Below are 21,410 nucleotides of genomic sequence, written 5' to 3'. Positions count from 1 at the left end.
CACGCTGGTTCCCGTGTCTACCGCGACCTCCTCCGGCCCCTCCCCACGCGTCGTCAAGAAGCCCGCCTTCGTGCGTTCCAAGCTCGGCGGGCTGCCCCGCCCGTTCTGGGCCCTGTGGACCGGCACGCTCGTCAACCGCCTGGGCAGCGTCGTGGTGCCGTTCACCGGCGTCTACCTGACGCAGGAGCGCGGGCTGTCCGTCACCGCGGCCGGCCTCGTCATCGGCGTGTACGGCGTGGGCTCGCTGGTGTCGCAGATCCTCGCGGGCGTGCTCACCGACCGCGTCGGGAGGCGGGCCACGCTCGCGGGCGGCATGCTGGCCACGGCGGCGGCGCTGCTCGCGCTCGGCTACAGCACGTCCATGCCGGCGATCCTGGCCTCCATGGCCGTGCTCGGCGTGGTCACCGACGTCTACCGGCCGGCGTCCAACGCGATGGTGGCCGACCTGGTCGACCCGGAGGAACGGCCACGCGCGTACGGCCTGCTGTTCTGGGGGATCAACATCGGTTACGCCCTGGGCATGACGGCGGGCGGGTGGCTGGCGGAGCGCGGGTTCACCTGGTTGTTCTGGATCGACGCCCTCTCCAGCGTGCTCTTCGCCGTGCTGGTGTGGCGGGCGGTGCCCGAGACCAGGCCGGCCGGGCGCGAGGCGGTGGGCGGCGGGTTCGGCGAGGTGCTGCGCGACCGGCTGATGGTGGCGTTCACGCTGGTCGTGCTGGGTGACGCGCTCATGTACATGCAGACCGTCTCGATGCTGCCCGTCGCGATCACGAGGGTGGCGGGGCTGACGCCGGGGCAGCTCGGCGTGGCGATGGCGCTGAACGGCGTGCTCATCGTGGTCGTGCAGCCGCTGGTCTCCGACTGGCTGGGGCGCAGGGACCCGGCGCGCACGTTCGCCCTGGGCCTGGCCGTGATGGGGCTCGGCTTCGCGATGACGGCGTTCGTCACCTCGACGCTCTGGCTGGCCGTGACGATCGTGGTGTGGACGGCGGGCGAGATCGTCACGGCGGGCATCGCCGGCTCGATCCTGGCCACGCTGGCCCCGCCTCACCTGCGGGGGCGCTACTCGGGGCTGTTCGGGCTCGCCTGGTCGGCGGCGATGGTGCTGGCGCCGGCGCTCGGCGGTCCGCTGCTGGAGATCGGGCCTGAGGCGCTGTGGTTCACGATCGGCGGGGTCGGCCTGGTCTCGGCGGCGGGGATGCTCGCGCTGGGCCCCGCCATCCGCAGACGGTGACCGCCCCCAGGCTTTTGAGCGTCGGCACGGATTGAGCGGATGTCGATCGAACGGCGACATCCCCCTCCTACCCTCCGAGGGATGCTGACCTCACGAAAAATCGCGGTATGGCCGGGCGACGCTTACGCTTACGCCTGACATGCTGACCTTCACGGCGCTCGGGCCGTTTCAGGCCTGGTCCGACGGCGCCCCACTCGACCTCGGCGGCCAGCGCCAGCGCGCGGTGCTCGCCCGCCTGCTCGTGGCGGGTGGCCGCGCCGTGCCCGTCGCCACCCTGATCGACGAGCTGTGGCCGGGCAGCCCGCCGCCACAGGCGCTGTCCACGATCCAGGGGTACGTCTCACGGCTGCGCCGCGCGCTCGAACCTGGCCGCGCGCCGCGCGAGGAGGCCGAGGTGCTGGTCTCCGCGCCGCCCGGCTACGCCCTGCGGGCCGCGACCGACCAGGTGGACGCCTGGCGCTTCGAGTACCTGGTGAAGTCCGACGGCCCGCCCGCGCAGGTGTGGGCGGCCATGGACGAGGCGCTGGAGCTGTGGCGCGGTCCCGCGCTGGCCGAGTTCTCCGACCTGGCGTGGGCGGCCACCGAGGCGGGCAGGCTGGAGGAGCTGCGGCTCATCGCCGTGGAGCGGCGGGCCGCCGCGGGCCTCGCGCTCGGCCGGGCCACCTCCCTGGTGGCCGACCTGGAGGCGCACGCCTCGGCGTACCCGCTGCGGGAGGAGGGCTGGCGGCTGCTCGCCCTCGCCCTGTACGCGATGGGCCGCCAGGGCGACGCGCTCGCCGCGCTGCGCAGGGCCCGCGCCGTCTGGCGCGAGGAGCTGGGGCTCGACCTGTCGGCGGCGCTCCAGCGGCTGGAGGGCGACATGCTGGCGCAGCGGCTGGAGGAGCCCGCCGCCCCCGCGGCGACGGCGCCGGAGGCGTCCGGCACGCTGCGCGTGCTCGTGGCCGACGACCAGGCGCTGGTGCGCGCCGGGCTGCGGGTGATGCTGGAGAGCGAGGCCGGCGTGGCGCTCGCCGGCGAGGCGGCGGACGGCGAGGAGGCGATCGCGCGGGCCCGCGAGACGGGCGCCGACGTGGTGCTGCTCGACATCCAGATGCCGCACCTCGACGGCCTGGCCGCAGCCCGCAGGATCCTCGCGCAGGAGCGCCCGCCGAAGGTGATCATGATGACCACGTTCGGCAGCGACGACAACCTGTACGCGGCGCTGCGGGCCGGTGTGAGCGGGTTCCTGCTGAAGACGTCGCCGCCCGAGCAGATCCTCGCCGCGATCAGGGCCGCCGCGGCGGGCGACGCGCTCATCGACCCGGCCGTCACGACGCGGATCATCGCGGCGTTCGCCGGGAGGACCGATCCGGCCTCTCCCCCGGCGCTGGCCGGGCTGTCCGACGCGCAGCTCGACGTGCTGAAGCTGGTGGCGCGCGGCCTGACGAACCGGCAGATCGGCCAGACCCTCGCCCTGCCCGAGCACGAGGTGGCGGCCGCGGTGTCGGCGCTGCTGGAGCATCTCGGGCTGTTCGACCGCGCGCAGCTCGTCATGGCAGCGTACGAGTCGGGTCTCGTCACCCCGGGCGGCATGTCACAGAAATGACCGACTTTTCGTCGCTTGGACGATAAAAAGGTTGGAGTACTAGGCTGGTCGCGTGGCCCAACTGCGCATCGCCCTGGCACAGACGAACCCTGCCGTCGGTGACCTGACCGCCAACGCGGAGCGGCTGGTCGCCTGGACCCGCGACGCCGCCGACCGCGGCGCGCACCTGGCCGTCTTCACCGAGATGTTCCTCACCGGCTACCCCGTCGAGGACCTCGTGCTGCGCACCTCCTTCGTGGAGGCCAGTATCAGGACGCTGGAGGAGACCGCGGCCAGGCTGGAGCGCGAGGGCCTCGGCCACCTGCCCGTCGTCGTCGGCTACGTCGACCGCGCCGGGCTCGCCCCGCGCGTCGGCCAGCCGAAGGGCGCGCCGCTCGACGCCGCCGCGCTGCTCCACGAGGGGCGGGTCGTCACCCGCACGGCCAAGCACCACCTGCCCAACTACGGCGTCTTCGACGAGTACCGCTACTTCGTGCGCGGCGACAGGCTGCCGATCTTCCGCCTGCACGGCGTGGACGTCGCCATCGCCGTCTGCGAGGACCTGTGGCAGGACGGCGGGCCCGTCTCCGTCGTCGGCCAGGCCGGCGCCGGGCTGCTCGTCGTGCCCAACGCCTCGCCGTACGAGAAGGAGAAGGACGACGTCCGCCTGGAGCTGGTCGCGCGCAGGGCGCGCGAGGCCGGGTGCGCGCTCGCCTACGCCAACCAGGTCGGCGGCCAGGACGAGCTGGTCTTCGACGGCGACTCGATCGTGGTCGACGCCTCCGGCGCGCTCGTGGCCAGGGCCGGGCAGTTCCGCGAGGAGCTCCTCGTCGTGGACCTCGACCTGCCCGTCTCCACCGCCGCGACCGGCACCTTCCCGTACGACGCCGGCGACGGCACCACCATCACCGTGGACCGGTTCGTGGTCTCGTCCGAGCCGGTGGAGCCGTACGCGCCCGAGCCCGGCGTCATCGCCGAACGGCTCGACCTGCCCGCCGAGGTCTACTCGGCGCTCGTGCTGTCCGTACGCGACTACGTGGCCAAGAACGGCTTCCAGTCGGTGATACTCGGCCTGTCGGGCGGCATCGACTCGGCGCTGGTGGCGACCATCGCCTCCGACGCGATCGGCCCGTCGCGGGTGCACGTCGCGCTCATGCCCTCGCGCTACTCCTCCGACCACTCCGTCTCCGACGCCGACGAGCTGGTACGCCGCCAGGGCATCCACGCCAGGGTCGTGCCGATCGCCGACATCGTCACCGCGTACGAGAAGGAGATCGACCTGTCCGGCCTGGCCGCGGAGAACCTGCAGGCGCGGGTGCGCGGCATGATCCTCATGGGCCTGTCGAACGAGCACGGCCACCTGGTGCTCACCACCGGCAACAAGAGCGAGCTGGCCACCGGCTACTCCACCCTGTACGGCGACTCGGCGGGCGGCTTCGCCCCCATCAAGGACGTGCCGAAGACGATGGTGTGGGAGCTGGCCAGGTGGCGCAACGCCCACACCTGCCCCGGGTTCCTGCTCGACGCCGAGCGCCCGATCCCCGAGAACTCCATCGTCAAGGAGCCCAGCGCCGAGCTGCGGCCCGGCCAGCGCGACACCGACTCCCTGCCGCCGTACGAAGTGCTGGACCGCCTGCTCGACGACTACGTGGAGAAGGACATGGGCTCGCGGGAGCTCATCGCGGCCGGGCACGACCCCGCCCTGGTGGCCCGCGTGATCCGGCTGGTGGACCTGGCCGAGTACAAGCGCAGGCAGTACCCGCCCGGCCCGAAGATCACGCCGAAGAACTTCGGCCGCGACAGGCGGCTGCCCATCACCAACCGGTGGCGCGAGAGCGCCGGCTGATCAGCGGTCAGCGGTTCGCCATGGAGCCGCAAGGGTTTGACCCCGGCGCGGTAGGCGCGCGGTTCGGTGCGGCGCGCCCGGGTAGGCACGGCAGTGCTGGTCTGGCACCAGTGTGGCCATCGCTGCCCGTCGTCTCCCCGCCCTGTGGCGGAAACGCGGGGCCACGCCGACCTCGCATCTGACCACCGGAGCGCGATGTGACGATCAAAGAGCCCGGCAGCGAGCCGCTGACCTCGCCACTCGCCCCCGTGCATGCCCGCACGGGGGCGGTCTTGTCGAAGTGGCTGTCGTCGACCGACCACAAGGTCATCGGCTACATGTACCTGATCGCGTCGTTCGTCTTCTTCCTCATCGGCGGGATCATGGCGCTGATCATCCGCGCCGAGCTGGCCCAGCCCGGCCTGCAGCTCGTCAGCAACCAGCAGTACAACCAGCTGTTCACGATGCACGGCACGATCATGCTGCTGCTGTTCGCGACGCCGCTGTTCGCCGGGTTCGCCAACGTCATCATGCCGCTGCAGATCGGCTCGCCCGACGTCGCGTTCCCCCGGCTCAATGCCGCCAGCCTCTGGCTGTTCGTCTTCGGCGGCATCATCGCCGTCAGCGGGTTCTTCACCTCGGGCGGCGCCGCCGACTTCGGCTGGTTCGCGTACGCGCCGCTGAACAGCAAGACCTACAGCCACCTCATCGGGTGCGACCTGTGGATCATGGGGCTGGTGCTGTCGGGGCTGGGCACCATCCTCGGCTCGGTGAACTTCTTCACGACGATCATCTGCATGCGCGCGCCCGGCATGACGATGTTCCGCCTGCCCATCTTCTGCTGGAACACGCTGCTGACCAGCATGATCGTGCTGATGGCGTTCCCCGTGCTCGCCGCCGCGCTGCTCGTGCTGGAGCTGGACCGCAGGTTCGGCACCGTGGTCTTCGAGGCGCCCAACGGCGGGCCCATCCTGTGGCAGCACCTGTTCTGGTTCTTCGGCCACCCCGAGGTCTACATCATCGCGCTGCCGTTCTTCGGCATCGTCACCGAGGTGCTGCCCGTCTTCAGCCGCAAGCCGATCTTCGGCTACATCGGGCTGGTGGCCGCGACCATCGCCATCGCCGGCCTGTCGATGACGGTGTGGGCCCACCACATGTTCGGCACCGGCCAGGTGCTGCTGCCGTTCTTCTCGTTCATGACGTTCCTCATCGCCGTCCCGACCGGTGTGAAGTTCTTCAACTGGATCGGCACCATGTGGCGCGGGCACCTCACCTTCGAGCCGCCGATGCTGTTCTCCGTCGGCTTCCTCGCGACGTTCCTGCTCGGCGGGCTCACCGGGGTGATCCTGGCCTCGCCGCCGCTCGACTTCCACATCACCGACACCTACTTCGTGGTGGCCCACTTCCACTACGTGGTCTTCGGCACCGTCGTGTTCGCCATGTTCTCCGGCTTCTACTTCTGGTGGCCCAAGTTCACCGGCAAGATGCTGGACAAGACCCTCGGCACCTGGCACTTCTGGCTGCTGTTCATCGGCTTCCACACGACGTTCCTCATCCAGCACTGGATCGGCGCGATCGGCATGCCGCGCCGCTACGCCGACTACAGCCCCGCCGACGGCTTCACCGACCTCAACATCATCTCGTCGATCGGCGCGCTCATCCTCGGGATCTCGACGCTGCCGTTCCTCTACAACGTCTGGCACACCGCGCGGTACGCGCCGCGCGTCACCGTGGACGATCCGTGGGGGTACGGCAACTCGCTGGAGTGGGCGACGTCGTGCCCGCCGCCCCGTCACAACTTCACGGGCATCCCGCCGATCCGTTCCGAGCGGCCCGCGTTCGACCTGCACTACCCCCACTCGCAGTGGCGGGAGGTCGAGAGCCCCTGACGGCGACGCCGAGCGGGGCCCGGCCGGGTGGCGGCCGGGCCCCGCTCTCGCTCTGCACGCCGCCTGCCTGCTACGACGGGGCCGGGGACGCGGGCCGGGAGGACGGCGGGGACGGCTGGGAGGGCGTGGTCACCGGGGCCGTCCCGGCCGGCGACGGGACAGGCGGGCCCGCCGGCGACGGCGTGAGGCTCGCGTAGATGCCCGTCCTCCGCATGACCGGCAGCAGCAGGCGGAGGTCACCCGCGTTCCTGAACGAGAACGTCATCGCGACCGGGCCACCCTTGACGCCGCTGACCGAGGCGATCGGCCGGTTGCCCGTGCCCACCGGCTGGTTCGGCGGGAGCTCGATCGGGCCGGGCAGCTGCACCTGGCCGCCGCCCTCCACGGTGATGCGTTCCAGGGTGTCCGGCTTCGCCGCCGAGTTGATCAACACCGCGAACAGCGCGTCCTGGCCGCCGCCCTGGCCCGTCGGCTGCCCGGAGGGCGACGCCGGGCCGGAGGCGGAAGGCGGGGAGGCGGGCGGGCTGGAGGGTGAGGCCGCGGGCGGGGCGGCGGACGTGGTCGCGCCGCTCAGCAGGAAGGCGTTGCGCACGTGCAGCACGCCCTTGAGGTCGTAGTTCGTGCCCTCGTTCGGCTGGTAGTGCCGAAGGCTGGCGTCGGTGGACTGGTTCGCGCAGGCGGCCGTCACGACAGCCGTGGCGACGAGCGCGGCGACCAAGGGACGCATCTACGCAGCCTCCTCCCGTTACGGATCGTCGGCTCCCCGCTACCCGGGAACACCGCCCCGAACCGTCACGCCACCCCCACCGCGCACCCCCGGGCCCTGGCGACCGGTGCGGCGGTTACGGCAGGCGGCACAGGAGGCGCGAGCAGGCCATCGGCCCCGGCGGCCGGTGTGGCCGTACGAGGGGCGGCGCCTAGGGGGTGAGGCCGTGCAGGGCCGCGTCGACGACCCGTTCGGCCAGGTCGGGCGCGAGGTCGCCCGCCGGGCCCCACTTCGTGTACCAGAGCATGGTCCCCGACAGGACCGCCGTGCCCAACTCGACGTCCAGGTCCGGGCGCAGCTCCCCCGAGGCGATGCCGCGCTCGATCACCGCGCGCAGCGCCTCCCTGCGCGGTTCGATGGCGCGCTTGAAGAAGCGCTCCATCAGCCGCGGGTAGCGATCGGACTCGCTCATGGCGATGTTCATGACACAGCGCGAACGGGCCTGCCCCGACTCCCTGCGCATCGCGTCGAGCAGGGCGATCAAGTCCTCGCGTACCGACGTCCCCGACAAGGGCGGCAGCGGCGACTTGAGCGTGGACAGCGCGTCGACGACGAGGTCCTCCTTGTTGGACCAGCGCCGGTAGATCGTCGTCTTGCCCACGCCCGCCCTCGACGCGATCGCCTCGATGGACAGCTCGGAGACGCCCATGCCCTCGCCTATCAGGTCGAGGGTCGCCTCGATGATCGCCCTCTCGGCCTTCTCGCTGCGCGGGCGGCCCGCAGGACGGGTCGTCCCTGATTCCTGGATCGTCATCGCGGCCTCACACTACCGCTGGTTCCTTCTGTTCCGCCTGCTGGACAGGCTTCGCCTTGCCGGGCATCCACCTGGCCACGACCGCCACGCCCACCAGCGCGATGACCGCGGAGACCAGGGCCGTGACGTGCATGCCGTCGACGAAGGCGGAGAAGGCGGGCTTGATCAGCGCCTGGCCGCGCTCGCCGAGCGCCTGCGCCAGGCCCACCGTCGCCATGATCGACTCACCGCCCTTGTGCTGGACGTCCGCCGGCAGGCCGGCGAGCGCGGGCGCGATCTCACCCCGGTAGCTGGACGACAGCACCGAGCCGAGCACTGCCACGCCGAGCGCGCCCGCCACCTGGCGGACGGTGTTGCTCATGGCCGAGCCTACCCCCGCCTTCTCCCTGGGCAGGGACTCCATGATGGCGGTGGTCGCGGGCGGCATGATGTTGGCCATCGCGGCGCCCTGGACGAAGAAGACGACCTCGATGAGCACCACCGGGGTGTCGGCGTCCAGGAAGGCGTAGCTGGCGAGGGCCGCCGTCACCACGAGCATGCTGACCGTCGCCGACAGCTTCGCGCCGAACCGCTGGTTCACCCGCTGGCTCAGCGGGGCGAAGATGAGCTGCGCCGCCGCGAACGGGATCATCAGCGCGCCCGCCTCCACCGGCGTGAACCCGAGCACGATCTGCAGGTAGAAGGTCAGGAAGAACATCCCGCCCATCATCGCGAAGAAGACGATGCCCATCATGCCGATGGCCGAGCTGAACCTGATGTTGGTGAAGTTGCGGACGTCGAAGACCGGGTTGTCGATGCGGCGCTCCCACCACACGAACGCGCCCAGCACCGCCAGGCCGATCAGCGTCGGCACCAGCACCTGCGCGTTGGCCACGGTCGCCAGCTCGCCGCCGCGGATGATGCCGTACACGAGGGCCACCAGGCCGATGATCGACAGCAGCACGCCGACCGGGTCGAGCTTGGACGGCTTGGGGTCGCGCGACTCCGGCACGATCGTGGCGATCAGGATCATGCTGATGATCACGATGGGCACGTTGACCAGGAAGACCGAGCCCCACCAGAAGTGCTCGATCAGCACGCCGCCCGTGATGGGGCCGATCGCCACCGCCAGGCCCACGCCGCCGGCCCAGATGCCGATGGCCTTGCCACGCTCACCGGGCGGGAAGACGTTCGAGATGATGGCCAGCGTGGCGGGCATGATGGCGGCGCCGCCGATGCCCATCGCCGCGCGGGCGAAGATGAGCTGCATCGGGTCCTGCGAGTACGCGCTGGCCAGCGAGGCCAGCCCGAACAGCGCCATGCCGATGAACAGCATCCGCTTGCGACCGGTGCGGTCGCCGATCACGCCGAAGGTGAACAGCAGGCCGGCGAACACCAGCGTGTAGGAGTTGATCGCCCACTCCAGCTGGCTCTGGGTCGCCCCCAGACCCGCGTGCGGGTCGGCGATCGTCTTCATCGCCACGTTGAGGATCGTGTTGTCCAGCACGACCGCCAGCAAGCTGAACACCAGGACGCCGAGGATGGTCCATCGGCGTGGGTGCCCCGAGTTCGGGTCCATACAAGGTCCTTAATTTCGATACGACTAAGTTTCGCAACGACACCGTATCGCAAGCCTATTCCGATACGCAACGGTGCCGTTTCGTAAATTCCATGTAAACGCCCGTAGACCGCAGCCCCACATCGACGCGCACACCCCGAAGCCCAGGCCGCGGCCCCCACACGCCCCTCGCTCAACCGGAGCACGCCCGCCCACCGGAGAACGACAGCCTCCGGACAACTGGATTCCCGGGACGGGTGGAGGTCCGGAGAAGCCGTCCCACGTGGGGAGGCCTGGGGGTGGCTTTCGGGGTGGGGGCCAGGGCTGGGAGGCCGCTGGCCCGCCTGAACGGAAGTTCGGGAGGAGCGCCTTGCCCGGTGGGCGTCCAGGGGCGGCCTTGCCGGGTGAGCGTCCGGGGGCGGCCTTGCCGGGTGAGCGTCCGGGGGCGGCCTTGCCGGGTGAGCGTCCGGGGGCGGCCTTGCCCGATGGGCGTCCGGGGCGACCTTGCCGGGTGGGCGCTCGGGCCTCCCCGTCCAGGGGGACGGCCTCTCCCAGACCTCCACCCACCGGCAAGCCCGCCGGGGCCCACCTGGGACGACTTGCCCCGGACCTCCATCCACCCCGGAAGCCCCCGGCCTCCCCAGCTGGGACGGCCTTCCCGGTTCCCCCATCCCAGGGAAGGCCGTCACCCCGTCTCGGGGTGGGTCAGGTGGGGGTGGGGAGGGATTCCTGGACGGCGTCCTGGGTGGTGGGCGGGTGGACCGGGCGGCGGCGCCAGAAGGGCAGGGCCACGGTCACCATCGCCACCGCCGTGAGCCCCGCGACGGCGAACGCCCACGCCGGACCCACCGAGTCGATGATCGCCCCCGCGATGGGCGCCGACGCCGCGCCGCCCAGCAGGAGCGCGGTGCCGTGGAAGCCCATCGCCTCACCCCTCGCGGCGGGCGGCACCCAGCGGCTGATCACGTCCACCGTGGACGACAGGGCCGGCGCGCACAGCAGGCCGCCGGGCAGCAGCGCGAGGAGCAGCCACCGCCAGTCTCCCGAGGCCAGCCCCACGGGCACCGTGAGCAGCCCCATGGCGGCGATCAGGCCGAGCGGTGAGAAGCCGCGCGAGAGCCCGCCGTAGACGAACCCGCCGACCAGGGAGTACACGCACCAGATGCCGACCGCGAGCCCGACCCACTCCGTCTGGCCAGCCTTGTTGATCGTGGCCGTCAGCGACAGCTCGGTCGCCGTCAGCACGAACGTGGCCGCCGCCACCGTGCCGAGCAGGCCCACGAAGCCGGGGGTGAGCCACTCGCGCCTCGGCACCTTGGTGAGGGGCTGCTCCAGCTCGGAACGGGACCTGGTGGGCGGGTTGAGCACGGCGAGCGCGACGCCCGACAGCGTCATGCCCGCGCCGATGACCGTCATCGTGACCCCGCTGCCGAACTGGGTGATGCCCACGACCGCCAGGGCCGGGCCCGTCATGTACGACAGCTCGACCAGCATGGAGTCGAGGGTGAAGCCCATGCGCCGCTGGTCGACGGGCACCATGGCCGCCAGGCACTGCCTGATCACGCTGAACACCGGCAGCGCCAGCAGGCCCGCCACGAGCGCCGCGACGACCAGGGCCGGGAACGGCAGCGCCCAGGCGCAGGCCCAGAACGCCGCCTGCGCCAGCGTGGTGACCACCAGCACCGGCCGCAGCCCGTGCCTGTCGACGAACCGCCCCGACAGCGGCGACCCCACGGCCATGCCGATCGTGCTCGCCGTGGTGACGAGGCCGGCCTTGGCGTAGCCCAGGTCGAGGCCGACGGCCACGTGCAGGGTCAGCGCCATGCCCGTGGCGGTCGACGGGACACGCGCCAGCAGCCCCACCAGCAGCAACGTGGGGACGCCAGGGAGCCGCAGCAGCCGCCGGTACGGTTCGAGAGCCATTCTGTTTGTTACCTCCGGCAGCAAGTGTCCCAAGGACCACCGACAGTTTCGCCACCGGATTTCCGTCCGTGCCATCATCGAAGGGTCCGGGGACGCCACTGGGGCGCCTCGAGACGCTCTGGAGGGTTATCCCATGTCAACCAAGCTTTACGGCGGTGTCTCGGGACGCCGGGTGACGGTGCGCGACCTCGCCGCGGCCAAGGAGCGCGGAGAGCGGTGGCCGATGCTCACCGCCTACGACGCGATGACGGCCCGGGTGTTCGACGAGGCCGGCATCCCCGTCCTGCTGGTGGGCGACTCGGCGGCGATGGTCGTCTACGGCTACGACTCGACGCTGCCCGTCACCGTGGACGAGCTGCTGCCGCTGACCGCGGCCGTGGTGCGCGGCTCGCGGCGCGCGCTCGTGGTCGCCGACCTGCCGTTCGGCTCGTACCAGGCGTCGCCGGCGCAGGCGCTGGAGACGGCGGCGCGCTTCATGAAGGAGGCGGGGGCGCACGCGGTCAAGCTGGAGGGCGGCAGGCGCGTCCTGCCGCAGGTGGAGGCGCTGGTCGCGGCGGGCGTCCCGGTCATGGCGCACCTGGGGCTGACCCCGCAGTCGGTGAACGTCCTGGGCGGCTACCGGGTCCAGGGGCGCGGCCAGGCGGGCGACGAGCTCATGGCCGACGCCAAGGACCTGGAGCGGGCGGGGGCGTTCGCGGTGGTGCTGGAGTGCGTGCCCGCCGACCTGGCAGAGCGGGTGACGACGTCGCTGTCGATCCCCACGATCGGCATCGGGGCGGGCGCGGCGACCGACGCGCAGGTCCTGGTGTGGCAGGACCTCATGGGGCTCACGCCGCAGCCGGCGAAGTTCGTCAAGAGGTACGGCGACCTGGGCGCCGACCTCGGACGCGCCGCCCGCGCCTTCGCCTCCGACGTGACGTCCGGCGCCTTCCCCACGGGCGAACACGCCTACGGCTGATCCCCGCGGGAGGGCTCGCGACCGCGACGGCGGACCACGCCGGCGCGGTCGCGGCCCACCCGCGCCGGATTCGACACCGGGGCGGGACCTGATCCCGAGCCGGGCCACGGGGATCCCCGGAAGCCAGGCGACGACCGGCCCGGACGCGGGCGGCCAGTGGCGGACGTCAGGTGGCGCGGCGCGGCCGCCGAGTGGCCGACGTCAGGCGGCGAGTGACGGGTGGCGGACGTCAGGTCGCGGGTGACGGGCGTCAGGTGGCGCGCCGCGGGCGTCGGTGGCGGGTGACGGGCGTCAGGTGCGAGTGGCGGATGGCGGGCGTCAGGTGGCGCGCCGCGGGCGTCGGTGGCGGGTGGCGTCCGCCCCCGCGGCCTCCCGCTCCGGGCCGGTGCGGTATGCGCCTGAGCCCGACCCGCCCTCCTGCGACGGGCCGGTGCGGGGGCGACGGTTCAGGGCCATAACGGGTCGTCGGCGCACACCTTGATCTCCGCGACCCGGCTGATGTGCCGGCCGCCGCACCGGTCACCGGGCACCACCAGATGCGGGCCCTCCTCGTCGAGGTCGCGGCGGTCCATGCGGACCGCCAGCAGCGCCGCGGTGTTGCCGAACTCCGGGTCGATCTCCCCCCAGGACAGCACCGCACGGTGCCCGTCGCGGCCGAGGACCGAGACGAGGAAGCGCAGGCGGTCCTTGCGTTCGCCCGCGTCGAACCGCGGCCCCGCCGCCTGCAGCACCTCCAGCAGCAGCGGCCCGCTGAAGTGGTGCCGCCGCAGCCCGGAGGTGCGGCACTCGAAGGTCACGGTCACCTCCCGCTGCGGCATCGACCGCAGCGCGGCCACGCTCACCGGGCCCGGCTCGCGCAGCGCCCCCGACAGGGGCACCCGGCCGTCACCGGCACGGCCGGTCGGCGTCGACTCCACCATGGCCTCTCCTCGCCTGATCCGCCCACTCCCCGCCCACCGATTGTCACACGCGTCTGCGAGGGTTTCCAGGCGAAGGGGCATCGCAAAAGCGAGGCCCGAGATGGGATCGTGGTCGCTCGTGAGTCCTTCGGGTCGAGGGTGAGGAGGGACCGGCAGGCCGGTGAGGTGGTCAGGCCTCGGCTGCCAGGGTGGCGGGGTCGGTGTTGGCGCCGCAGACGACCACCGCCACCCGCTCCCCCGGCTCCCGGACGTACGCGCCCGACAGCAGCGCCGCGTACGCGGTCGCCCCGGCGTGCTCGGCCACCACGCGGTGCCGCTCCCACAGCGCGCGGCGGGCGGCGACGATGGCGTCGTCGGGCACCAGGACGCTGCGGACCCCGGCCCGCGAGACGACGCCGTAGGCGATCGTCCCGAGCCGGGTGGCGCCGAGCGCGTCGGCGGCCACGCCGCTCACCGGCACGCGTACCGGCTCACCCGCCGCCAGGGCGTCGTGCAGGGTGGGGATCAGCTCCGGCTCCACGGCGACGACCCGCGGCCCTCCCGAGCCGCCCAGGCCCCCTGAGCCCTGCGCGCCATGCGCGTCGCCTGCGTCGCCCGACACGCCGAGGGTGATGCCCGCGACGAGGCCGCCGCCGCCCACCGCCACCAGGACGGTGTCGACCCCGCCCGTCTGCTCCATCAGTTCCAGCCCCACCGTGCCCTGCCCGGCCACCACCTCGGGCTGGTCGTAGGCGTGCACCTCCAGCGCGCCGGTCTCGGCGGCGCGCTTGGCCGCAGCCTCCGCGGCCTCCGAGTAGATGGCCCCGGTCTGGGTGATGTGCGCGCCAAGGGCGCGCAGCCCCGCCACCTTGACCGGGCTCGTCACCTCGGGCACGAAGATCTCGGCGCGGACGCCCAGGGCGCGGGCCGCGTGCGCCACCGCGAGCCCGTGGTTGCCGCCGCTCGCCGCGATCACGCCGCTCGCGGGCAGGTCGCCCGCCGACAGCAGGCGGTTGAACGCCCCGCGCACCTTGAAGGAACCGGAGTGCTGGAGCTGCTCCAGCTTGAGGAACAGCCCGGGGGCGACCTCCAGCACCGGCGTGCGGAGCACGCGCCCCGCGATGCGACCGGCGGCGTCGCTGACATCCTGACGAGTGAGCACGACCATGGGACGAGGTTATGCGACCGCCGCGGCCACGGCCTGCTCGACGTCGGCCCACAGGTCCTCGGGGTGCTCGACGCCCACCGCGATGCGCACGGTGCCCTCGCCGATGCCGTGCCTGGCCAGTTCCTCGGCGCTCAGCGCGCGGTGCGAGGTGGTAGCCGGGTGCATGACGAGCGTCTCGACGCCGCCCAGCGACGGCGCGAGGAGCGCGAGGCGTACGGCGCTCATGAACCGCTCCCCCGCCGCCCGGCCGCCCGCCAGGTCGAAGGTGAACACGCCGCCGAACCCGGGCAGCAGCTTGGCCCCCAGCTCGTACGACGGATGCGAGGGCAGCCCTGGCCAGTGCACGGCGGTGACGGCGGGGTGCTCGTCGAGCCTGGATGCGAGCAGGTGGGCGTTGGAGCAGTGGCGTTCCATCCGCAGGGGCAGCGTCTGCAGGCCGCGCAGGGTCAGCCACGCCGCGAACGGGTCGGGCGAGGCGCCGAGCTCGATCGCGAAGTGCCAGATCTTCGCGTGCAGCGCGGCGTCGGCGAAGACGGCCATGCCGCCGACGACGTCGGAGTGCCCCGACAGGTACTTGGTGGCGGAGTGGATGACGACGTCGGCCCCGTGCTCGATCGGGCGGCAGAGCATGGGGGTGGCGAACGTGTTGTCCACGACCGACAGGACGCCCAGTTCGCGGGCGGCGGCGCACATGGCGGGCAGGTCGCAGATCCTGGCCATGGGGTTGCTGATGGTCTCCAGGTAGACGAGCCTGGTCTCGGGCCTGACGGCGGCGCGCAGCGCCTCGGGGTCGTTCTCGGGGACGTGGGTGACGCCGACGCCGAACCTGGCGGCCAGGTCGTTGATCATGGCGGCCGTGCCGCCGTACAGGGACTGCTGGGCGACCAGGTGGTCGCCGGGCTTGAGCAGGCCGAGCAGCACGGTGTTGACGGCGCCCATGCCGGAGGCGGTGGCGAGGGCCGCCGCGCCGCCCTCCAGCCCGGCGACGGCCAGTTCCAGCGCCCGGACGGTGGGGTTGCTGTAGCGCGCGTACACGAACGGGCCGTCGGGGCGGGTCATGGCGTCGGCCATCACCGCGGGGTCGTCGAAGACGAATCCGGAGGTCTGGTAGATGGGCATCGTCGTGGGCCTGCTGCCTTCGACCGTGGGCTGCGGCACGTGCACGGCCCGCGTCTGTGGGCTGAGTTCGCTCATGACCACCAGGATCGCCCGGGGCGGCGCCCCGGGTGAGAGCCAATCACGCAGAATTGGCTCATGAATCGGGCCAATCTCGACGACCTCGTGGACCTGCTCGGCCGGTGGGCGTCCGGGCGGGGCCCGCTGTACCTGCTGCTCGCCGCCCGCCTGCGGGAACTGATCGACGACGGCGTCCTCGCCCCGGGCGCGTCGCTGCCGCCCGACCGGGTGCTGGCCAGGCGCCTGGCCGTGGGCCGCGGCACCGTGGTGGCCGCGTACGACCTGCTCCAGCAGGAGGGCAGGGTGGTGCGCAGGCAGGGCAGCGGCACCCGGGTGGCGCCGCTCGACCTGCCGGCGACGCGGGCCGCCGACGGCGTGGCCGCCAACCCGGTGATCCTGCATCTGCTCCACCCGCCGGACGGCGTGCGCCTGCTGACCTGCGCCGCGCCCGGCGCCCCGCCGCCCGAGCTGCTGGAGGCGTACCAGGAGGCGTTCGCGGGGCTGGCGCGCGAGCGCGGCATGGGGCTGGACCCGGCGGGCCGGCCGGAGCTGCGCGCCGCGCTGGCCGCGTACTACACCGGCCGGGGCGTGCCGACGGCGCCCGGGGAGATCCTCGTGACGACGGGCGCCCAGCAGGCGCTGACGCTGCTGGCGGGGCTGCTGCTCGCGCCGGGTGACAGGGTGCTGACGGAGTCGCCGACGTACCCGGGGGCGCTGGAGGCGTTCAGGCACGCGGCGGCGGTCGTCCGCCCGGTCGATCCGGCGGAGCCGGGCGAGGTGCGGCGCGAGCGCGCGGCACTGCTGTACTGCGTGCCGACGAACCGCAACCCCGACGGCTCCGTCATGGACGAGGCGGCGCGCAGGCGGCTGGCGGCGGTGGCGGCGGAGCGCGACCTGCCGGTGATCGAGGACGAGGTGGGCGCCGAGCTGGGCTTCTCCGGTCCGCCACCGGCGCCGGTCGCCGCGTACGCGCGGGGCGAGCAGGTCGTGGCCGTCGGGTCGCTGAGCAAGCTGGTCTGGGGCGGGCTGCGCGTCGGCTGGGTGCGGGCGGCGGCGCCGCTGGTGTCGCGGCTGGCGCGCCTGCGCGCCGTCCACGACCTCGGCGGGGAGGTCCTGGGCCAGCTCGCCGCCGCCGCGCTGCTGCGCCGCCTGGACGAGGTCCGCGCCGCCCGTACGCGGGTGCTGCGCGAGGGACACGACCTGCTGGTGTCGGAGCTGCGGGCCCGACTGCCGTCCTGGACGTTCGAGCCCGCCGCGGGCGGCCAGACGCTCTGGGTGCGGCTACCGAGGGGCGACGCCGACTCGTTCGCGCAGGTGGCGCTCAGGCACGGCGTGGCCGTGCCGCCGGGGCGCTCCTTCGACCCGCTCGGCGGCCACGCCGCCTTCCTGCGGCTGCACTTCCTCCTGCCGCCGGACGAGCTGACCGGCGCCGTCGCGGGCCTGGCCGCCGCCTGGGCCGCGTACGACGGCTCTGAGCGAACGCCGTCACGCAGCCCCCTCGTCGTCTGACACCCTCGGGTGCCATGGAGACGACCTTCGTGCTGGTGCACAGCCCGGCCGTGGGGCCCGAGACGTGGGCGCCGGCGGCCACGGCGCTGGAGCGGCGCGGGCATCGCGCCGTCGTGCCCGACCTGACCGGGGTGGCGGCGGGCCCGGTGCCCTCCTGGCCGCGGGCGGTGGAGGCGGTGCGGTCGGCGGCGCCGGCCGGGCCGCTGGTGCTCGTCGCGCACAGCAACGCGGGGCACCTCCTGCCGGCGGTCAAGGAGGGGCTGGGCGGGCGGGTGGTGGCCTGCGTCTTCGCCGAGGCCCACCTGCCGCCCGCGGCGGGCCTGGTCAAACCGGTCGCCGAGAGGTTCCTGCCGTTCCTGCGCAGGCTCGCCGACCACGAGGGCGTGCTGCCCCGCTGGACGGACTGGCGCGACCCGGCCGAGGTCGCCGCCCTGCTGCCCGACCCGGAGACGCGCGAGCGGGTGGTGTCCGGGCAGCCGCGCCTGCCGCTCGGCTACTTCACCCAGCCGGTGCCGGTGCCCGCCGGGTGGGACGACGTCAGGTGCTCGTTCCTGTGGTACGGCCCGCCGTACGACGAGGTGGCGGCCGAGGCGCGGCAGCGGGGCTGGACGGTCGCGCGCGTGCCCGGCGGGCACCTGCACCAGGTCGTCGCGCCCGACGCGGTCGCCGAGGCGCTGGTGCGGCTGTCGCTCAAGTCCTGACTCAGCGGCCGAAGTCATGAATTCTTCACTGCCGCACGGCCGGGCGGCCCGGCATCGTCGTGACCATGACAGCGATTCGAGTGCGGGAGCTCAGGAAGAGCTACGGAGACTTCCCGGCGGTGCGCGACGTCTCGTTCGAGGTCGCCGAGGGCGAGATCTTCGCGCTGCTGGGCAGGAACGGCGCGGGCAAGACCACGACGGTCGAGATCCTGGCCGGGTTCCAGCGTGCCGACGGCGGCACGGTCGAGGTGCTGGGCCTCGACCCGTACGCCGATCGGGCGGCGGTCAGGCAGCGTACGGGTGTCATGCTGCAGGAGGCCGGGTTCTTCCCCGACCTCACGGTGGCGCAGACCGTCGACGTGTGGCGCGACTTCACGGCCGCGCCCCGGCCGCGTGACGAGGCGCTGGGGCTGGCCGGGCTGGAGGCCAAGGCCGGCACCAGGGTGCGGCAGCTTTCCGGAGGTGAGAAGCGGGCGCTCGACCTGGCGCTGGCCGTGCTCGGCCGTCCCGACGTGCTGTTCCTCGACGAGCCCACCAGCGGCATGGACCCCGAGGCGCGCCGGCGCACCTGGGAGGTCGTGCTCGGCCTGGCCAGGCAGGGCACGACGGTCCTGCTGACCACCCACTACCTGGAGGAGGCGCAGCACCTGGCGTCGGCCATGGCCGTCATGGACGCCGGCGAGATCGTGGCGGCGGGCGGCATGGCCGAGACGCTGTCGGCGCAGGCCGGGCGGGTGTCGTTCACGCTGCCGCCGGGTGTCGATCCGGCGAGCCTGCCGCTGCCCGTCACCTTCGACGGCGACGGCGACGGCCGCCGGGCCGTCTGCAGGGCCGCGGACCCCGACCTGGCCGCGCAGACGCTGCTCACCTGGGCGGCGGGCCGCGGCCTGCGGCTCGCGGGGCTGGAGGTCCGTACGGCGACGCTGGAGGACCTCTTCCTCGACCTGGCCGCCGCGTCCGCCAAGGGGGGCGCCCGATGAGCATGGCCGCCACGTACCGGCTCGGCACCCGGCTGTTCTGGCGCGACAAGACGATGCTGTTCGGCTCCGTCGTCACCCCGGTCGGGCTGGCGGTCGGCATGCCGGCGCTCATGCGGCACGTCCAGCCCGACGGGGTCGTCAGCGCCACCGCCATGTTCCAGAGCGCGATCGCGCTGCTGCTGGCGATCACGGCGTTCATGAACGTCGCGGTCGCCCTGTCGAGCCGCCGCGACCAGCTCGTGCTCAAGCGGCTGCGCGCCACCTCGCTCACCGACGCGCAGATCCTGCTGGGCCAGGTCGCGAGCACGGCCACGCAGACCGTCGCGATGATCGTGGTGAGCATGCTGGCGGTGCGGTGGCTCGCCGGGGTGCCGCTGCCCGCCGACCCGCTGCTGTTCGCCGGGGCGGTGGTGGCGGGCTCGTTCGTGCTGTCGCTGCTGGGGGCGGCGTACACGGCGGCGATCTCGCGGGCGGAGCTCGCCGCCGCCTACACCACGCCGGTGTTCCTGGTCGCGGGCGTGGCGGCGGGCGCCATGGGGCCCATCCCGCTCCCCGACTGGCTGCGTCCCGTCCTCGACCTGCTGCCGACGAGCGCCGTCGTGAACGCGGTCAGGACGGGCGACGCCCTCGGGCTGACGCTGAACATGGCGGCCTGGACGGCGGTCGGCCTGGTGGCGCTGCGGCTGTGGTTCCGCTGGGAACCCCGCCGCTCGTAGCCGGGCGGGAGCGGGGGCGACGGCGGTGGGGCCCAGGACGCGGGTGGCGGAGGCCTGCCACGGGGGCGCGGGTCATGGGGGCGCGGGTGACCGACGACGGGGATCATAATCGTCGCGTGCACTCCACCTCCGCCCGCCGGCTGGCCGCCGGCCTCATCACCGCCGCCTCCGCCGCGCCCTCGATGATCGGCCTGCTCTACTTCTCCTACAGCGCGGCGTACGGAGTGGCGGCCGGGCTGGCGATCCTGGTGGTCGTCACCACCCACACGGTGAACATGCGGGCGGCGCTGCACGGGGGCCGTCCCCCGCTGTTCCCGCTCACGCCGCTGCTGCAGGCGGTGGCCGCGTACCTGCCGGACATGTTCCTGCCGTACGGCTGGTCCACCGTCACCGCGCCGATGCTGGCCGGCACCGCCCTGGTGTTCCTGCCGCTCGGCTGGGGCGCCGCCGCGGTCGCCCTGATGATCGCGTACGAGGCCTACACCCTCACCCTCGGGCCGGGCATGCTGGTCATCACCCTGTTCTACACGCTGACCGTCCCCCTCACCGGGGCCATGATCTACGCCCTGGTGCGGTTCGTCCGCATGGCGGCGGACCTGGAGGCGGCCAGGGCGGAGCTGGCCGACGCGGCCGTGCTGAGGGAGCGGCTGCGCATCTCCCGCGACCTGCACGACGGCCTGGGCCGCAGCCTGACGGCCATCGCGCTCAAGGGCGACCTGGCCGCGCGCCTGATGGACCGCGACCCGGGGACGGCGCGCGGCGAGGTGCAGGAACTGGCCCAGGTGGCGAGGGAGGCGGCGCAGGACGTCCGGCAGGTGGCGCGCGGCTACCGCGCGATGTCGCTGCCGGGCGAGGTGGACCGCGCGGTGGCGCTGCTGGAGGCGTCCGGGGTGCGCTGCCAGGCCCACCTGGCCGACGCCGGCGTGCCGCGTCCCTCGGAGGAGGCGCTGGCGTGGGCGGTGCGCGAGGCCGTCACGAACGTGCTGCGCCACAGCAGGGCCACCACCTGCACGATCACCACCTCGGTACGTCACGGCACGCTGCGGCTGGAGGTGGCCAACGACGGCGCGGCCGCCGACCCGGCACCGGCGGGCGGGGGGCTCACGGGCCTGGCCGAGCGTGCCGCCCAGGCGGGCGGCGCCTGCTCGGCGGGCCCGACGGCCACCGGCGGCTACCTGCTCGCGATGGAGGTACCGGCGTGATCAGGGTGCTGCTGGCCGAGGACATGCACATGATCAGGGCGGCCCTCACGGCGCTGCTGCGGCTGGAGCCCGACATCGAGGTCGTCGCCGAGGTCACGCGGGGCGACGAGATCGTGCCGGCCGGCCTGCGCACGCGCCCGGACGTGGCGGTGGTCGACATCGACCTGCCCGTGCTCGACGGCATCACGGCCGCCGCCGACCTGCTGGAGCGGCTGCCGGCGTGCCGCGTGCTCGTGCTGACCGCGCTCGGGCAGCCCGGCCAGGTGCGCCGGGCGCTGGCGGCGGGCATCGAGGCGTTCCTCGTGAAGGACGCCCCTGGCGACCGGCTGGCCGACGCCGTCAGGCGCACCGCGGCGGGGCTGCGCGTCCTGGACGCCGAACTGGTGTCGGCCGCGCTGCAGTACGGCGAGAGCCCGCTGACGCCGCGCGAGTCCACGGTGCTGCGGGAGGCGGCGCGCGGCTCCTCGGCCGAGGACATCGCCGCCGCGCTCCACCTGTCGCCCGGCACCGTACGCAACTACCTGACGTCGGCCATCACCAAGACCGGCGCCCGCAACAAGATCGACGCCATCCGCATCGCCGAGGACGCGGGCTGGCTGCCCCCGTGAC

General features: G+C 73.3%; 18 protein-coding genes. 11 read left to right on the top strand and 7 right to left on the bottom strand.

What is annotated here, in order from left to right:
* Positions 1-13: 13 nt before the first annotated feature.
* The 4 genes from BMX74_RS09450 (at position 14) to ctaD (ending at position 6,512) form a co-directional block, all read left to right on the top strand.
* Positions 14-1,234 (top strand): MDR family MFS transporter, encoded by a 1,221-nt coding sequence (locus BMX74_RS09450; RefSeq protein WP_091099729.1) that lies wholly within the window; start codon positions 14-16, stop codon positions 1,232-1,234.
* Positions 1,235-1,373: 139 nt separating this feature from the next.
* Positions 1,374-2,819 (top strand): BTAD domain-containing putative transcriptional regulator, encoded by a 1,446-nt coding sequence (locus tag BMX74_RS09445; protein WP_055503275.1) that lies wholly within the window; start codon positions 1,374-1,376, stop codon positions 2,817-2,819.
* Between the two features lie 52 nt (positions 2,820-2,871).
* The gene (locus tag BMX74_RS09440) at positions 2,872-4,644 is read left to right on the top strand and encodes an NAD+ synthase (RefSeq protein ID WP_091099727.1); all 1,773 of its coding nucleotides are present in this window, start codon (positions 2,872-2,874) and stop codon (positions 4,642-4,644) included.
* Positions 4,645-4,871: 227 nt separating this feature from the next.
* Positions 4,872-6,512, top strand: coding sequence for an aa3-type cytochrome oxidase subunit I (gene ctaD, locus BMX74_RS09435; protein WP_256256884.1), 1,641 nt, complete (start codon positions 4,872-4,874; stop codon positions 6,510-6,512).
* 70 nt (positions 6,513-6,582) lie between these two features.
* On the opposite strand, the gene BMX74_RS09430 is transcribed toward ctaD, so the two are convergent.
* The 4 genes from BMX74_RS09430 to BMX74_RS09415 form a co-directional block, all read right to left on the bottom strand.
* Positions 6,583-7,239, bottom strand: a complete 657-nt coding sequence (locus BMX74_RS09430; protein ID WP_143078608.1) for a hypothetical protein — start codon at positions 7,237-7,239, stop codon at positions 6,583-6,585.
* A gap of 190 nt (positions 7,240-7,429) precedes the next feature.
* Positions 7,430-8,032: a TetR/AcrR family transcriptional regulator gene (locus BMX74_RS09425; protein WP_055503279.1), complete on the bottom strand. Its 603-nt coding sequence runs from the start codon at positions 8,030-8,032 to the stop codon at positions 7,430-7,432.
* 7 nt (positions 8,033-8,039) lie between these two features.
* Positions 8,040-9,590: an MFS transporter gene (locus BMX74_RS09420; protein WP_055503280.1), complete on the bottom strand. Its 1,551-nt coding sequence runs from the start codon at positions 9,588-9,590 to the stop codon at positions 8,040-8,042.
* A gap of 684 nt (positions 9,591-10,274) precedes the next feature.
* Positions 10,275-11,492: an MFS transporter gene (locus BMX74_RS09415; protein WP_055503281.1), complete on the bottom strand. Its 1,218-nt coding sequence runs from the start codon at positions 11,490-11,492 to the stop codon at positions 10,275-10,277.
* A gap of 133 nt (positions 11,493-11,625) precedes the next feature.
* Between BMX74_RS09415 and panB the strand changes: the two genes are divergently transcribed.
* Positions 11,626-12,450 carry a 3-methyl-2-oxobutanoate hydroxymethyltransferase gene (panB, locus tag BMX74_RS09410; protein WP_091099723.1) on the top strand — a complete coding sequence of 275 codons (825 nt, stop codon included), beginning with the start codon at positions 11,626-11,628 and terminating at the stop codon, positions 12,448-12,450.
* A gap of 446 nt (positions 12,451-12,896) precedes the next feature.
* Here panB and BMX74_RS09405 read toward each other — a convergent pair whose 3' ends face one another.
* From BMX74_RS09405 to BMX74_RS09395, 3 genes are all read right to left on the bottom strand, one after another.
* A complete protein-coding gene (locus tag BMX74_RS09405) occupies positions 12,897-13,370 on the bottom strand; it encodes a molybdopterin-binding protein (RefSeq protein WP_055503283.1) in 474 nt (157 codons plus the stop codon).
* 169 nt (positions 13,371-13,539) lie between these two features.
* Complete coding sequence (locus BMX74_RS09400) at positions 13,540-14,517, bottom strand: threonine/serine dehydratase (protein ID WP_091099721.1); 978 nt, start codon at positions 14,515-14,517, stop codon at positions 13,540-13,542.
* A 9-nt stretch (positions 14,518-14,526) separates the two neighbouring features.
* Positions 14,527-15,711, bottom strand: a complete 1,185-nt coding sequence (locus BMX74_RS09395) for a trans-sulfuration enzyme family protein (protein WP_055503284.1) — start codon at positions 15,709-15,711, stop codon at positions 14,527-14,529.
* Between the two features lie 60 nt (positions 15,712-15,771).
* Between BMX74_RS09395 and BMX74_RS09390 the strand changes: the two genes are divergently transcribed.
* The 6 genes from BMX74_RS09390 to BMX74_RS09365 all read left to right on the top strand — a co-directional run bounded on the left by BMX74_RS09390 (position 15,772) and on the right by BMX74_RS09365 (position 21,409).
* Entirely contained in the window at positions 15,772-17,202 is a 1,431-nt protein-coding gene (locus BMX74_RS09390) for an aminotransferase-like domain-containing protein (protein WP_091099718.1), read from the top strand.
* Between the two features lie 14 nt (positions 17,203-17,216).
* Positions 17,217-17,903 carry an alpha/beta hydrolase gene (locus tag BMX74_RS09385; RefSeq protein ID WP_055503286.1) on the top strand — a complete coding sequence of 229 codons (687 nt, stop codon included), beginning with the start codon at positions 17,217-17,219 and terminating at the stop codon, positions 17,901-17,903.
* Between the two features lie 65 nt (positions 17,904-17,968).
* Positions 17,969-18,883, top strand: a complete 915-nt coding sequence (locus BMX74_RS09380; protein WP_091099715.1) for an ABC transporter ATP-binding protein — start codon at positions 17,969-17,971, stop codon at positions 18,881-18,883.
* Positions 18,880-19,599 carry an ABC transporter permease gene (locus BMX74_RS09375; protein ID WP_082534886.1) on the top strand — a complete coding sequence of 240 codons (720 nt, stop codon included), beginning with the start codon at positions 18,880-18,882 and terminating at the stop codon, positions 19,597-19,599. Before BMX74_RS09380 ends, BMX74_RS09375 begins: the two co-directional genes overlap by 4 nt.
* A gap of 116 nt (positions 19,600-19,715) precedes the next feature.
* Positions 19,716-20,801: a sensor histidine kinase gene (locus BMX74_RS09370; protein WP_055503289.1), complete on the top strand. Its 1,086-nt coding sequence runs from the start codon at positions 19,716-19,718 to the stop codon at positions 20,799-20,801.
* On the top strand, positions 20,798-21,409 hold the full coding sequence (locus BMX74_RS09365; RefSeq protein WP_055503290.1) for a response regulator transcription factor: 612 nt from the start codon (positions 20,798-20,800) through the stop codon (positions 21,407-21,409). Before BMX74_RS09370 ends, BMX74_RS09365 begins: the two co-directional genes overlap by 4 nt.
* Position 21,410: the final 1 nt, after the last annotated feature.

The organism is Nonomuraea pusilla (genome assembly GCF_900109355.1).
GTDB lineage: Bacteria > Actinomycetota > Actinomycetes > Streptosporangiales > Streptosporangiaceae > Nonomuraea > Nonomuraea pusilla.
The sequence above is the reverse complement of the archived record's forward strand: the minus strand, read 5'-3'. Positions and strand labels throughout refer to the sequence as shown.

Excerpts from the sequence above, each read along its gene's own strand:
- BMX74_RS09445 (WP_055503275.1), top strand. The coding sequence starts at position 1,374 with ATGCTGACCTTCACGGCGCTCGGGCCGTTTCAGGCCTGGTCCGACGGC.
- BMX74_RS09430 (WP_143078608.1), bottom strand. The coding sequence starts at position 7,239 with ATGCGTCCCTTGGTCGCCGCGCTCGTCGCCACGGCTGTCGTGACGGCC.
- BMX74_RS09425 (WP_055503279.1), bottom strand. The coding sequence starts at position 8,032 with ATGACGATCCAGGAATCAGGGACGACCCGTCCTGCGGGCCGCCCGCGC.
- BMX74_RS09420 (WP_055503280.1), bottom strand. The coding sequence starts at position 9,590 with ATGGACCCGAACTCGGGGCACCCACGCCGATGGACCATCCTCGGCGTC.
- BMX74_RS09415 (WP_055503281.1), bottom strand. The coding sequence starts at position 11,492 with ATGGCTCTCGAACCGTACCGGCGGCTGCTGCGGCTCCCTGGCGTCCCC.
- panB (WP_091099723.1), top strand. The coding sequence starts at position 11,626 with ATGTCAACCAAGCTTTACGGCGGTGTCTCGGGACGCCGGGTGACGGTG.
- BMX74_RS09405 (WP_055503283.1), bottom strand. The coding sequence starts at position 13,370 with ATGGTGGAGTCGACGCCGACCGGCCGTGCCGGTGACGGCCGGGTGCCC.
- BMX74_RS09400 (WP_091099721.1), bottom strand. The coding sequence starts at position 14,517 with ATGGTCGTGCTCACTCGTCAGGATGTCAGCGACGCCGCCGGTCGCATC.
- BMX74_RS09395 (WP_055503284.1), bottom strand. The coding sequence starts at position 15,711 with ATGAGCGAACTCAGCCCACAGACGCGGGCCGTGCACGTGCCGCAGCCC.
- BMX74_RS09390 (WP_091099718.1), top strand. The coding sequence starts at position 15,772 with ATGAATCGGGCCAATCTCGACGACCTCGTGGACCTGCTCGGCCGGTGG.
- BMX74_RS09385 (WP_055503286.1), top strand. The coding sequence starts at position 17,217 with ATGGAGACGACCTTCGTGCTGGTGCACAGCCCGGCCGTGGGGCCCGAG.
- BMX74_RS09380 (WP_091099715.1), top strand. The coding sequence starts at position 17,969 with ATGACAGCGATTCGAGTGCGGGAGCTCAGGAAGAGCTACGGAGACTTC.
- BMX74_RS09375 (WP_082534886.1), top strand. The coding sequence starts at position 18,880 with ATGAGCATGGCCGCCACGTACCGGCTCGGCACCCGGCTGTTCTGGCGC.